This window comes from Serratia sp. TSA_7 (assembly GCF_052692135.1).
The window spans coordinates 13,653-26,264 of sequence record NZ_JBQZFU010000003.1 but is presented as its reverse complement, the minus strand read 5'-3'; the positions used below and the strand labels follow the sequence as shown (position 1 = coordinate 26,264).

The following is a 12,612-nucleotide window of genomic DNA, read 5'->3' as shown; positions in this document are numbered from 1 at the left end:
TAATACAGGAGTAACCAATGCGTTTATGGTCAAAGCTTTGCGTGATTTTTTCCGCCCTTCTTTCCGTCGCTTGCAGCGTCACGCCCCCCAAAGACGTCAAGGTAGTGACCCCCTTCAATAGCAAAGGCTATCTGGGCACCTGGTATGAAATCGCCCGTCTCGATCACCGCTTTGAGCGTGGTCTACAACAGGTTACCGCCAACTACAGTCCACGGGCTGACGGTGGCCTGAAGGTGATCAACCGCGGCTTTAATGTGCAAAAACAGCAATGGCAAGAAAGCGAAGGCAAAGCCTATTTTATAGGTTCACCGCAGGTAGCCGCTCTGAAGGTTTCGTTCTTCGGCCCCTTTTATGGCGGCTATAACGTGATCGAACTGGATGCGGAATATCGTTACGCGCTGGTCTGCGGCCCTAACCGAGATTATTTATGGATCCTGTCGCGCACGCCAACATTGGACGCCACCACGCGCGACAGGCTGGTGCAAACCGCCAGGAGTTACGGGTTTGCTACCGATAAACTAATCTGGGTACAACAAGCCACGACTCAGTGACTGCTGAACTTCAGCCCGAGGATGCCGACGACAATCAGGCACAGGCTGAGAATGCGCGCGATATTGGTCGATTCGCCGAGCAGCACCATCCCCATAATTGCCGCCCCTACCGCGCCGATACCGGTCCAAACCGCATAAGCCGTGCCGGCAGGCAGCGTTTTCATGGCATGCGCCAACAGCAGCATGCTGACCACCATGGCGGCGACAGTGATAATGCTGGGTGTCAGGCGGGTAAAGCCGTGGGTATATTTCAGGCCGATAGCCCACACCACCTCGAGCAAACCGGCAATAAGCAGAATAATCCAAGCCATGAACAGGCTCCGTTACGATGGGGTCGTCCCCGGAAGCTGATGCGTAAACAGGTCGTCCCGTTTAGCCTTGTGAAAATGCCCGGGAATTATACCCGCGCCTGGGAAGGATAGCAGCACAAAGGTGGCGTTTGCCAAGATCGGAGGTGAAGCGGTATCCCACGGTGAGGGGGGGGGGGTACGTGGAATACCACAAGAGGCAAAAAGGCAGGTTATTCTGCACTGCGCTGGATGGCTTCCCCGCCGGCCTGCACGTCTTTACCTACGCCTTTGGTGGTGTTGCATGCGGTCAATGAGGTCAGGATCATCAAAGAGAAAATCGCGATAATACTTTTCTTCAGCATATGAAAGTCCTTATTTGTCAGTGACGAAAAAGTACGGCTTTCTAAGCTTAGTAAATATTAACGAGAGTTGCTGTTTAAAACGCGTTTATTTTGCACAATTACATTACTGAAATTAATGATTTTAGCTGGCCGTGCGTGAAATAGCGCCGCCGAGGTGCTGAACATCCTCACCGAACCCGCGGAAAGTATTACAACCGCTAAGGGAGACAAGTAACAACAGGGAGATCACGGCCAACAGAGTTTTCTTCATCATGCAGAGTCTGCCAACGATATGCGGAAAGGGATAAAGCAAAGGAGCCACTCAGGGCTCCTTTGTTTGGAAACTTATTTTACGCGTGAAACGTATTCGCCAGAGCGAGTATCAACACGGACAACTTCGCCAATCTGTACGAACAATGGCACTTTTACCACGGCGCCAGTGCTCAGGGTCGCAGGCTTGCCGCCGGTACCGGCAGTATCGCCTTTCAGGCCAGGATCGGTATCCGTGATTTCTGCTTCGATAAAGTTCGGTGGCTGAACGGCGATTGGGCGGCCGTCCCACAGGGTAACGATACATTCCGCGTTATCTTGCAGCCATTTTGCCGCGTCAGAAACGGTTTTTTCTTCAACCCCGTGTTGCTCGAAAGTCTCAGGGTGCATGAAGTGGTAGAACTCACCGTCGTTGTACAGGTAGTTCATGTTGGTATCTACAACGTCTGCGCCTTCGCAAGAGTCGGTAGATTTAAAGGTTTTTTCTACGCGGCTGCCGGTCAGCAGACGGCGCATTTTAACGCGCGCAAACGCCTGGCCTTTGCCCGGTTTAACGAACTCGCTGGATTCGATGGCATAAGGCTCGCCTTCGAACATGATTTTAAGACCCGGACGGAAATCGTTGCTAGAATAAGTCGCCATGATGGCCCCTCTGAATATTTAAACTGGTAGCTTAGCCAAAAAAATGGCACACATTATAACCCAAAATACGGCATATAGAGAAGATTGGTTGCATCAACTCGCCGATGTTATTACCGATCCTGATGAATTACTGCAGCTTTTATCACTGAACACGCATCCGGACCTGCCGCAGGGCCGCGAAGCCCGTCGATTGTTCGCGCTGCGCGTTCCTCGCGCCTTCGCAGCGCGCATGCGCCCCGGCGATGCCAATGACCCGTTGCTGCGCCAGGTTCTGACCGCCAGCGAAGAATTCATCAATGCCCCCGGCTTCACTACCGATCCGCTGGACGAACAGCGCAGCGTGGTGCCAGGTCTGCTGCATAAATACCGCAATCGCGCTCTGCTGCTGGTCAAGGGTGGCTGTGCGGTCAACTGCCGCTACTGTTTCCGCCGCCATTTTCCGTATCAGGACAACCAGGGCAACAAAGCCAACTGGCGTCAGGCGCTGGATTATATCCGCCAACACCCGGAACTGGATGAGATTATTTTCTCCGGCGGCGATCCGCTGATGGCGAAAGATCATGAACTCGACTGGCTAATCGGCGAGTTGGAAGCCATTGCGCACCTGAAACGCCTGCGTATCCACACCCGCCTGCCGGTAGTGATCCCCGCGCGCATTACGCCGGAGCTATGCCGTCGGCTGTCCGCTTCGCGCCTGCAGGTGCTGATGGTGACGCACATCAACCACGCCAATGAAATTGACCGCGAGCTGCAGGCCAGCATGGCGCAACTGCGTCTGGCAGGTGTCACGTTGCTGAATCAAAGCGTGCTGCTGCGCGGTATCAATGACAACGCCGACACGCTGGCGGCGCTGAGCAACGCGCTGTTTGACGCCGGCATTCTGCCCTATTACATCCACGTACTGGATAAGGTGCAGGGGGCGGCGCACTTTATGGTCAGCGACGACGAAGCGCGCACGATCATGCAGGCGCTACTGAGCAAGGTTTCCGGCTACATGGTGCCGCGTCTGACGCGTGAAGTCGGCGGCAAGCCAAGCAAAACCCCCCTCGATCTGCATCTGATGCAAAGCTGATCGACTGCCCGTTCCAGATACAAAAAGAGGCATGCCTGGGCATGCCTCTTTTTTGTGTTATACCCTGCTCGTTACTGCGTTAGGGGCACTTGTAAACCTGGCCAATCATTTTGCTGTCCAGCGGGGCAAAGCTTGAAAGCAGGTTCTGCGTCGGGCTGGTTGCGCCATAGATGACATTGCCACCCATTGCCGCTGCCTTGTTACGCAGGTCGTTTGCCGCACCGCGCATAGAGCTGCCTTCACCACCGTTACCGGACAACCAGTTGCTCTGGGAGCCGGTCACTTCGCCCACCAGCTGGCATTCAGCCGCCGGTTTGGTGTCGGTAAATTTGACCTGCTGGCCTGCGGCGGACAGTTCGTTGGTGCTGCTGCAACCTGCCAGCAGCATAGCTGCCGAAAGACCCAGTAAGGCTTTAATCCGCATCTTGTTCCCCATATGATATTGAGAATTCTGCACAAGCTTATCAGAAAGCGTTGCTATCTCTTAAGCATCCGTTGCCACGGGTACCGGGTCAACGCCTTGAGCGACAGCTGATGAAATATCAGTTTACCAGCTAAATCACTCCGGGCTGCAAAAATATCATCAAATACAGTGCGGCAAAGAGCACAGAATAAAAAAACCCCGGCCAATTGACCGGGGTTCTCAGCACACAGACAGTGTGGGGGATGATTACATCATGCCGCCCATGCCACCCATGCCGCCCATACCGCCAGCGCCGCCTAAATCAGGCGCATCGCTTTTCGGCAGGTCGGTCACCATGCACTCGGTGGTGATCATCAGGCCAGCCACAGAAGCCGCGTACTGCAGAGCAGAACGGGTTACTTTGGTTGGATCCAGGATACCCATCGCGATCATGTCGCCGTATTCTTCAGTTGCTGCGTTGTAACCGTAGTTACCTTCGCCCGCTTTCACGGTGTTGGCAACAACAGAAGGCTCTTCGCCGCAGTTCAGAACGATCTGACGCAGTGGTGATTCCATTGCGCGCAGCGCAACTTTGATACCCACGTTCTGATCTTCGTTCACGCCACGCAGATCGCTCAGTTTGGACGCAGCGCGAATCAGCGCAACACCACCACCGGCAACTACGCCTTCTTCTACCGCTGCACGGGTTGCGTGCAGAGCATCTTCAACGCGAGCTTTCTTCTCTTTCATTTCAACTTCGGTAGCAGCACCGACTTTGATTACCGCAACGCCGCCAGCCAGTTTAGCTACGCGCTCTTGCAGTTTTTCACGGTCGTAATCAGAAGTTGCTTCTTCGATCTGCTGACGAATCTGGGACACGCGGCCCTGGATCGCAGGTTCTTCACCATTGCCATCGATGATGATAGTGGTGTCTTTGTTGATAACGATGCGTTTAGCCGTACCCAGGTCTTCCAGAGTCGCTTTTTCCAGCTCCAGGCCAATCTCTTCAGAGATAACGGTACCGCCAGTCAGGGTAGCGATATCCTGCAGCATGGCTTTACGACGGTCGCCGAAACCAGGTGCTTTAACCGCAGCCACTTTCACGATGCCGCGCATGGTGTTGACCACCAGGGTAGCCAGTGCTTCGCCTTCAACATCTTCAGCGATGATCAGCAATGGCTTGCCGGCTTTCGCCACGGCTTCCAGTACTGGCAGCATTTCACGGATGTTGGAGATTTTTTTGTCAGCCAGCAGGATGAACGGGCTTTCCAGCTCGATAGAGCCGGTTTCTGGTTTGTTGATGAAGTACGGGGACAGGTAACCGCGGTCGAACTGCATACCTTCAACGACGTCCAGCTCGTCTTGCAGGCCAGTGCCTTCTTCAACGGTGATGACGCCTTCTTTGCCCACTTTCTCCATGGCTTCTGCAATCAGTTTGCCCACGGTTTCGTCGGAGTTTGCAGAGATGGTGCCTACCTGAGCGATAGCTTTGGAGTCAGAGCAAGGTACGGACAGTTTTTTCAGCTCTTCAACAGCGGCGATAACCGCTTTGTCGATACCGCGCTTCAGATCCATCGGGTTCATGCCGGCGGCTACTGCTTTCAGGCCTTCGGTGATGATGGATTGAGCCAGTACGGTTGCAGTGGTGGTGCCGTCGCCCGCAGCGTCGTTCGCTTTGGAGGCCACTTCTTTCACCATCTGCGCACCCATGTTTTCGAACTTGTCTTCCAGTTCGATTTCACGGGCAACGGATACGCCATCTTTAGTGATGGTAGGAGCGCCGAAGGATTTATCCAGCACTACGTTACGGCCTTTCGGGCCCAGGGTCACTTTTACTGCATCAGCGAGAACATTCACGCCGCGGAGCATTTTCACGCGAGCGTCATTGCCGAATTTTACGTCTTTAGCTGCCATTGGTATTTCCCTTCAACTCGTTTCGTTCAGTTCAGAAAGATAAAGCGTAATTACGCTTCAACAATTGCCAGAATGTCGCTTTCGGACATGATCAACACTTCTTCATTGTCGATCTTCTCTGCTTTCACGCCGTAGCCGTCGTTGAAAATCACGATATCGCCAACTTTCACATCCAGCGGTTGGATGTTGCCGCTTTCCAGAACACGCCCTTTACCCACTGCCACAACTTCACCACGAGTAGATTTACCCGCTGCAGAGCCAGTCAGAACGATGCCGCCAGCAGATTTTGATTCAACTTCTTTGCGCTTGACGATAACGCGGTCATGCAATGGACGAATACTCATTGAACGCTCTCCTGTAAGAAGGTTTCTATCAGATTTAGGGTTGTCACCGGATTGTTGTTACCGGCCTCGTGGGATTTGAAATGGGGGCATTCCATCCCCCTTCAAGGGGCCAGTCAAAAAAATTTTCGCTTTTGACGGCAATCCAGAGGAGCAAAATGTGAAAAACGCGGCCGAGGCCGCGTTTTTTCAACGATCGTTGCGCTTGTCATGATCGTCCGACTGGTTTCCCAACGTATAACGATCGTCGTCCTTACGCTGAAACTCGCCATCGAAGGTGTTGCCGTTGGCGGCATCGCCGCCCTGGCTCCAGCCGCCGGGACGGTAGACCGAAAGATGTGGCATCAATTTCAGCGTCAGCGATTTTTGCACCGGCGGCAACAGCAGCAACAGGCCAAGGAAATCGGTGAAGAATCCCGGCACCAACAGCAGGAAGCCCGCCAGCACCAGTGAAACGCTTTTCACCATTTCCGCAGCCGGGCTTTCTCCGGCGGCCAGTTTCTGTTGCATTTGCACGAAGGTTTTCATGCCCTGGTTGCGCACCAGCGAGATACCGACGCAGGAAGTGAACACCACCAGCAACAGGGTTATGGCCACGCCTAATACGGCGGCGACTTTGATAAATAGAGATATTTCGATGTAAGCCAACAGAAATATCAGCAGTAACGGTAACCAGCGCACCTGGTTCTCCTATAAGTAACGGCACGTTCCCGCACGGTGGCGGCAAGGTGAAAAGGGGGGCCGGTAAACGGCCGACACCATTACAATGGGGTCATCCCGCCGTCATTTCAACCAACGGCCTTTTTTATTGCTAAAGTTAACAAACGTGAATGAGATCACAGAACAGGAAAAGCGTGATTCCAGAAGGCTCAGAAGGTGATCTGGATTCAGTCATTTATTACTAACCAGCATATGATCTGGGCTGCAACGGGCGCTATGGTTAATCGTTTCATGCCTGAAGCCTTCGGCAACATAATTTGATTCCCTGACTATTAATTAATTCGGCAGCAATATAAAGAAGGTTCTCATGTCAAACAACATTCGTATCGAAGAAGACCTGTTAGGAACACGTGAAGTCCCCGCAGAAGCCTATTACGGTGTTCATACCCTGCGTGCGATTGAAAACTTCTATATCAGTAACAGCAAAATCAGCGATGTGCCCGAGTTTGTCCGTGGCATGGTAATGGTCAAAAAAGCCGCAGCGATGGCGAATAAAGAGCTGAAAACCATTCCGCGTAAAATTGCTGATGTCATCATTCAAGCCTGTGACGAAGTGCTGGATAAAGGCAAATGCATGGACCAGTTCCCGGTCGATGTGTTCCAGGGCGGCGCAGGTACCTCGCTGAACATGAACACCAACGAAGTGCTGGCGAATATCGGTCTGGAACTTATGGGCCATCAGAAAGGCGAATATCAGTATCTGAATCCTAACGATCACCTTAATAAATGCCAATCCACCAACGACGCCTACCCCACCGGTTTCCGCATCGCGGTTTACGCCTCCAACCAGAAACTGATCGACGCCATCAACCAACTGCGTGAAGGCTTTGATCGCAAGGCGAAAGAGTTCGAAACCATTCTGAAAATGGGCCGCACCCAGTTGCAGGATGCCGTGCCTATGACTCTGGGTCAGGAATTCCACGCGTTCAGCGTGCTGCTGAAAGAAGAAACCCGCAACCTGCATCGCACGGCAGAACTGTTGCTGGAAGTGAACCTGGGTGCCACGGCGATTGGTACTGCGTTGAACACGCCGGAAGGCTACCAGCACCTGGCCGTACAAAAACTGGCGGAAGTCAGCAACCTGCCGGTAGTGCCGGCCGAAGACCTGATCGAAGCCACTTCCGACTGCGGCGCCTACGTGATGGTGCACAGCGCGTTGAAACGTCTGGCGGTGAAACTGTCCAAGATCTGTAACGACCTGCGCCTGCTGTCCTCTGGTCCGCGCGCCGGCCTGAACGAAATCAACCTGCCGGAACTGCAGGCGGGCTCCTCCATCATGCCGGCCAAGGTGAACCCGGTGATACCTGAAGTGGTCAATCAAGTGTGTTTCAAGGTGATTGGCAACGACACTTGCGTTACCATGGCCGCCGAAGCGGGCCAGCTGCAGTTGAACGTGATGGAGCCGGTGATTGGCCAGGCGATGTTTGAGTCAATCCACATCCTGACCAACGCCTGCTATAACCTGCTGGAAAAATGCATTAACGGCATTACCGCGAATAAAGAAGTCTGCGAACACTACGTGTTCAATTCTATCGGTATCGTCACCTATCTCAACCCGTTCATTGGCCACCACAACGGTGACATCGTCGGGAAGATCTGCGCCGAAACCGGCAAAAGCGTACGTGAAGTGGTACTGGAACGCGGTTTGCTGACGGAAGCCGAGCTGGATGACATCTTCTCCGTGGAGAACCTGATGCACCCGGCCTATAAAGCCAAACGCTATACGGATGAAAATGAACAATAACAGATACACCCGGTAGCCCTAAAAGGCACGCTAAATCCTCTGGATAGCGTGCCTTTTTACTTTCTGTCGCCCACAAATTTTTAACTTTTCATTTTCAAATAATCTTATTTTAAGGAGTAGACACTATGTTAGCCGTAGAATTGGTTATCGTTCTGCTGGCCATTTTTTTAGGGGCCAGATTGGGCGGTATCGGTATCGGATTTGCAGGCGGGTTGGGGGTTTTGGTCCTGGCGTTGATTGGCGTTAAGCCGGGCAGCATCCCTTTCGACGTGATTTCCATCATCATGGCGGTGATTGCCGCGATCTCGGCCATGCAGGTGGCCGGCGGTATGGATTATCTGGTCCAGCAAACGGAAAAACTGCTGCGCAAGAACCCTAAACACATCACGATTCTGGCGCCGATCGTCACCTATTTCCTGACTATCTTCGCCGGTACCGGCAATATTTCGCTCTCCGCACTGCCGGTCATCGCCGAAGTGGCGAAAGAACAGGGCATCAAGCCTTGCCGACCGCTGTCCACCGCCGTAGTAGCTGCGCAGATCGCCATCACCGCCTCGCCGATTTCCGCCGCCGTAGTGTATATGTCTTCGGTGATGGAAGGTCATGGCGTCAGCTATCTGCATATGCTGATGGTGGTGATGCCGTCCACCTTCTGCGCCGTGCTGTTGATGTCGCTGCTGGTGTCCTGGCTGTTTGATTCCAAACTGTCTGACGACCCGGTTTACCTGAAACGCCTGGAAGAAGGCCTGATTACCCTGCGCGGCAACAAGGCGATAGACATCAAACCGCGCGCCAAAGCCTCGGTGCTGCTGTTCCTGCTGGGTGTGGTCTGCGTGGTGGCCTACGCCATCATCAACAGCCCAGGCCTTGGGTTGGTGGCAAAACCTTTGATGAACACCACCAATGCCATTTTGATCATCATGCTGAGCGTCGCCACGCTGACCACTCTGCTGTGCCGCGTCGATACCGATATGGTGCTCAACTCCAGTACCTTCAAAGCCGGCATGAGCGCCTGTATCTGTATCCTGGGCGTGGCCTGGTTGGGCGATACCTTCGTGCAGGCCAACATCGACTGGATCAAAGAGACCGCAGGCTCAGTGATTCAATCCCATCCGTGGCTGCTGGCGGTAATTTTCTTCTTCTGTTCTGCGCTGCTGTACTCGCAGGCCGCCACCGCCAAGGCGCTGATGCCGATGGCGCTGGCGCTGAACGTCTCGCCGCTGACCGCCATCGCGTCCTTCGCCGCCGTTTCCGGCCTGTTCATTCTGCCAACCTACCCGACACTGGTCGCGGCGGTGCAGATGGACGATACCGGCACCACGCGCATCGGGCGTTTCGTGTTTAACCACCCGTTCTTTATCCCCGGCACCATCGGGGTAGTATTGGCGGTGCTGTTCGGTTTCCTGCTGGGCAGCGTGATGCTGTAATCTTTTGACCGGGGCTGCAGCCCCGGTTCTCCCCCGAACCTCGCCTCACTGGCGATAAACTCGCCTTCTAGCCAACTCGCCTTCAGGGTATAGTGCCTACTGATAATCTGGATGAGAGGGCTGAAGATGTCTGATTGCGAAGCTGTCGTCATACTCTGTACCGCGCCCGATGAGGCTACCGCACAAGAACTGGCGGCCCGGGTTTTAGGGGAAAAGCTGGCGGCCTGCGCCACGCTGCTGCCCGGCGCGACATCGTTATATTACTGGGAAGGGAAACTGGAACAGGAGTACGAAGTGCAGATGCTGTTCAAAAGCGATCGCCGCCATCAAGATGCCCTGCTCAGCACCCTGAAACAACATCACCCGTATCAAACGCCCGAGCTGTTGGTGCTGCCGGTGATGGCTGGAGATAAAGACTACCTGTTATGGATCAACGCCTCATTAAATTAATCTTCCTGATCTGCAGCCTGTTTTTTTTGCCGCAGGCGGCTCAGGCATCGCTGTTCGGTCAAAGCGGCGGCAGCCAGTTCGTGCCCGTCGATCAGGCATTCGCCTTTGATTTTAAGCAGCAAGATCGCCAGTTGGCCCTGAGCTGGCAAATCCGCCCCGGTTACTACCTCTATCGTCAGCAGATCAAACTGGTGCCGCAGCAGGCGACGCTAGGCGCCTTTACGTTGCCCGAAGGACTGAGCCACAAGGATGAGTTCTTCGGTGAAGTCGCTATTTTCAAGCAACAGCTCGCGCTGAACATTCCACTGCAACAAGCGGCCAACGGCGCCAGCCTGAGCGTAACCTATCAGGGCTGCGCGGAAGCCGGTTTCTGCTACCCGCCTGAAACGCGTGTGATCCCACTGGATGCGGTGAGTGCCGCCGCAACCCCGCCCGCTGACGCGCCAACGGAACCCGCGCCAGCCAACCTGCCGTTTTCGCCACTTTGGGCCCTGTTGATTGGCATTGGCATTGCCTTCACCCCTTGCGTGCTGCCGATGTACCCATTGATTTCCGGCATCATTCTGGGCCGCGAAAAGCCGCACAGCAGCGGACGCATTCTGGCGCTGGCGGTGGTTTACGTACAGGGCATGGCGCTAACCTATACCCTTCTGGGTCTGGTGGTCGCGGCCGCCGGGTTGCAGTTCCAGGCGGCGTTGCAGCACCCGTACGTGCTGATCGGCCTGTCGGTGCTGTTTATCGCGCTGGCGCTGTCGATGTTTGGCCTGTATTCGCTGCAGTTGCCCTCTTCGCTGCAAACGAGGCTGGCAGGCTGGAGCAACACCCAAAAGGGCGGCTCGCTGCCTGGGGTGTTCCTGATGGGCGCGCTGGCCGGATTAATTTGTTCGCCCTGCACCACCGCGCCGCTCAGCGCCATCCTGCTTTACATCGCCCAGAGCGGCAATATGTGGGCCGGCGGCGGCACGCTGTACTTGTACGCGCTGGGGATGGGTATTCCGTTGGTGCTCGTCACCCTGTTCGGCAATCGTCTTCTGCCGCGCAGCGGGCCGTGGATGCAGTATGTAAAAGAAGCCTTCGGCTTTGTGATCCTGGCGCTGCCGGTCTTCTTGTTGGAGCGGGTAATCGGCGATGCCTGGGGACTGCGGTTATGGAGCCTGCTCGGGGTGGCATTCTTCGGTTGGGCATTCGCGCTGAGCCTGAAAACCTCGCGCGGCTGGGCGCGTGCATTGCAGTTGCTATTGCTGGCAGCGGCGGTGATCGCCGCAAGGCCGCTGCAAGACTGGGCCTTCGGTGCCAATGACGCCCAGCAGAGGGCGCCGGCGCACCTGAACTTCGCGCGAATTAATAACGTAGAACAACTCAATCTGGCGCTGCAGCAGGCACAGGGGAAACCGGTGATGCTGGATCTGTACGCCGACTGGTGCGTCGCTTGCAAGAAGTTCGAAAAATATACTTTCAGCGATGCGGCAGTTCAGGCTAAGCTGGCCGATGCCGTGCTGCTGCAGGCGGATGTGACCGCCAACAACGCCGAACAGGCGGCGCTGCTCAAGCACCTGAAGGTCCTTGGGCTGCCGACCATTCTGTTCTTTAACGGCGCGGGCCAGGAAGTGCCGGCCGCACGCGTCACCGGGTTTATGAATGCGCCTGCGTTCAGCGCGCATTTGCAGAAAACAGTGCGGTAAACGACACTGTGGATCAGAACCGAATTTGGAGGGAGCACAAGTGCAACGCGAACACGTCCTTGATACGGCACTGGGGCTGTTGGAACAACAGGGCCTGGCGACCACCACATTGGAAATGCTGGCAAACAAACTCGACGTGCAGCCGGGCGACCTTAAACGCTTCTGGCCGGATCGCGAGGCGCTGCTGTACGACAGCCTGCGCTACCACGGCCAGCAAATTGACACCTGGCGCCGCCAACTGCTGTTGGACGAAACCCTGAGCCCGCAGCAAAAGCTGCTGGCGCGCTATGACGTTCTGGCGGAGTACGTCCGGCACGATCGTTATCCCGGCTGCCTGTTTATTGCCGCCTGCAGCTTCTTCCCGGAGGTGGATCACCCGATACACCAATTGGCGGAGCAGCAAAAGCTGACGTCGCTGGAGCTGACCCGCGACCTGCTGCGCCAAATGGACGCCGACGACGCCGATATGGTGGCGCAGCAGATGGAGCTGATTCAGGAAGGCTGCCTGAGCAAACTGCTGGTAAAACGCCAGCTCCAGGATGTATCCGTCGCCAAACGGCTGGCGGAAGATATCTTGCAGGTAGCGCAGTGCCGCAGAAACGGTGCTTTAGGCTGATTGAACGGCGATAGGCTGGGCTGACGAGGCACTTTCGCAACCAAAATGGGCGTACTTTTGCGCGCCTTGCCTGAAAAGTCAGCAACCGAATGCTTTTTCAGGTATTTCACGCATAAAGCCGTTGACGGCCCCCGCCCAATACGGTTTAA

General features: G+C 55.0%; 15 protein-coding genes. 7 read left to right on the top strand and 8 right to left on the bottom strand.

Features of this window, described 5'->3' with window-relative positions; translation table 11 throughout:
- Positions 1-17 precede the first annotated feature (17 nt).
- The gene (gene blc, locus ACUTQW_RS12510) at positions 18-551 is read left to right on the top strand and encodes an outer membrane lipoprotein Blc (protein WP_006323189.1); all 534 of its coding nucleotides are present in this window, start codon (positions 18-20) and stop codon (positions 549-551) included.
- Here blc and sugE read toward each other — a convergent pair.
- The 4 genes from sugE to efp all read right to left on the bottom strand — a co-directional run bounded on the left by sugE (position 545) and on the right by efp (position 2,094).
- The gene (sugE, locus tag ACUTQW_RS12505; protein ID WP_006323188.1) at positions 545-862 is read right to left on the bottom strand and encodes a quaternary ammonium compound efflux SMR transporter SugE; all 318 of its coding nucleotides are present in this window, start codon (positions 860-862) and stop codon (positions 545-547) included. The two genes, blc and sugE, sit on opposite strands and share 7 nt — an antisense overlap.
- A 209-nt stretch (positions 863-1,071) precedes the next feature.
- On the bottom strand, positions 1,072-1,203 hold the full coding sequence (locus ACUTQW_RS12500) for an entericidin A/B family lipoprotein (protein WP_006323187.1): 132 nt from the start codon (positions 1,201-1,203) through the stop codon (positions 1,072-1,074).
- 121 nt (positions 1,204-1,324) lie between these two features.
- Entirely contained in the window at positions 1,325-1,456 is a 132-nt protein-coding gene (locus ACUTQW_RS12495) for an entericidin A/B family lipoprotein (RefSeq protein WP_006323186.1), read from the bottom strand.
- A gap of 71 nt (positions 1,457-1,527) precedes the next feature.
- Entirely contained in the window at positions 1,528-2,094 is a 567-nt protein-coding gene (efp, locus tag ACUTQW_RS12490) for an elongation factor P (protein ID WP_004952647.1), read from the bottom strand.
- A 43-nt stretch (positions 2,095-2,137) separates the two neighbouring features.
- Between efp and epmB the strand changes: the two genes are divergently transcribed.
- Positions 2,138-3,166 carry an EF-P beta-lysylation protein EpmB gene (gene epmB, locus ACUTQW_RS12485; protein ID WP_006323184.1) on the top strand — a complete coding sequence of 343 codons (1,029 nt, stop codon included), beginning with the start codon at positions 2,138-2,140 and terminating at the stop codon, positions 3,164-3,166.
- Between the two features lie 79 nt (positions 3,167-3,245).
- Here the strand turns inward: epmB and ACUTQW_RS12480 are convergent, their stop codons facing one another.
- The 4 genes from ACUTQW_RS12480 to ACUTQW_RS12465 all read right to left on the bottom strand — a co-directional run bounded on the left by ACUTQW_RS12480 (position 3,246) and on the right by ACUTQW_RS12465 (position 6,505).
- Positions 3,246-3,590, bottom strand: a complete 345-nt coding sequence (locus ACUTQW_RS12480; RefSeq protein ID WP_004952640.1) for a DUF4156 domain-containing protein — start codon at positions 3,588-3,590, stop codon at positions 3,246-3,248.
- A 246-nt stretch (positions 3,591-3,836) separates the two neighbouring features.
- Entirely contained in the window at positions 3,837-5,483 is a 1,647-nt protein-coding gene (gene groL, locus ACUTQW_RS12475; RefSeq protein WP_004952637.1) for a chaperonin GroEL, read from the bottom strand.
- Between the two features lie 50 nt (positions 5,484-5,533).
- Positions 5,534-5,827: a co-chaperone GroES gene (locus ACUTQW_RS12470; protein ID WP_004952634.1), complete on the bottom strand. Its 294-nt coding sequence runs from the start codon at positions 5,825-5,827 to the stop codon at positions 5,534-5,536.
- A 186-nt stretch (positions 5,828-6,013) separates the two neighbouring features.
- Positions 6,014-6,505 carry an FxsA family protein gene (locus ACUTQW_RS12465; RefSeq protein WP_020438314.1) on the bottom strand — a complete coding sequence of 164 codons (492 nt, stop codon included), beginning with the start codon at positions 6,503-6,505 and terminating at the stop codon, positions 6,014-6,016.
- 346 nt (positions 6,506-6,851) lie between these two features.
- On the opposite strand from ACUTQW_RS12465, the gene aspA reads away from it, so the two are divergent.
- The 5 genes from aspA to dicD all read left to right on the top strand — a co-directional run bounded on the left by aspA (position 6,852) and on the right by dicD (position 12,463).
- A complete protein-coding gene (gene aspA / locus ACUTQW_RS12460; protein ID WP_004952628.1) occupies positions 6,852-8,288 on the top strand; it encodes an aspartate ammonia-lyase in 1,437 nt (478 codons plus the stop codon).
- Between the two features lie 125 nt (positions 8,289-8,413).
- Entirely contained in the window at positions 8,414-9,715 is a 1,302-nt protein-coding gene (locus ACUTQW_RS12455) for an anaerobic C4-dicarboxylate transporter (protein ID WP_006323180.1), read from the top strand.
- Positions 9,716-9,841: 126 nt separating this feature from the next.
- The gene (gene cutA, locus ACUTQW_RS12450; protein WP_004952623.1) at positions 9,842-10,165 is read left to right on the top strand and encodes a divalent cation tolerance protein CutA; all 324 of its coding nucleotides are present in this window, start codon (positions 9,842-9,844) and stop codon (positions 10,163-10,165) included.
- The gene (locus tag ACUTQW_RS12445) at positions 10,141-11,847 is read left to right on the top strand and encodes a protein-disulfide reductase DsbD (protein ID WP_445654868.1); all 1,707 of its coding nucleotides are present in this window, start codon (positions 10,141-10,143) and stop codon (positions 11,845-11,847) included. Before cutA ends, ACUTQW_RS12445 begins: the two co-directional genes overlap by 25 nt.
- 40 nt (positions 11,848-11,887) lie before the next feature.
- On the top strand, positions 11,888-12,463 hold the full coding sequence (dicD, locus tag ACUTQW_RS12440; RefSeq protein WP_006323175.1) for a division control transcriptional repressor DicD: 576 nt from the start codon (positions 11,888-11,890) through the stop codon (positions 12,461-12,463).
- The last annotated feature ends 149 nt before the right edge of the window (positions 12,464-12,612 follow it).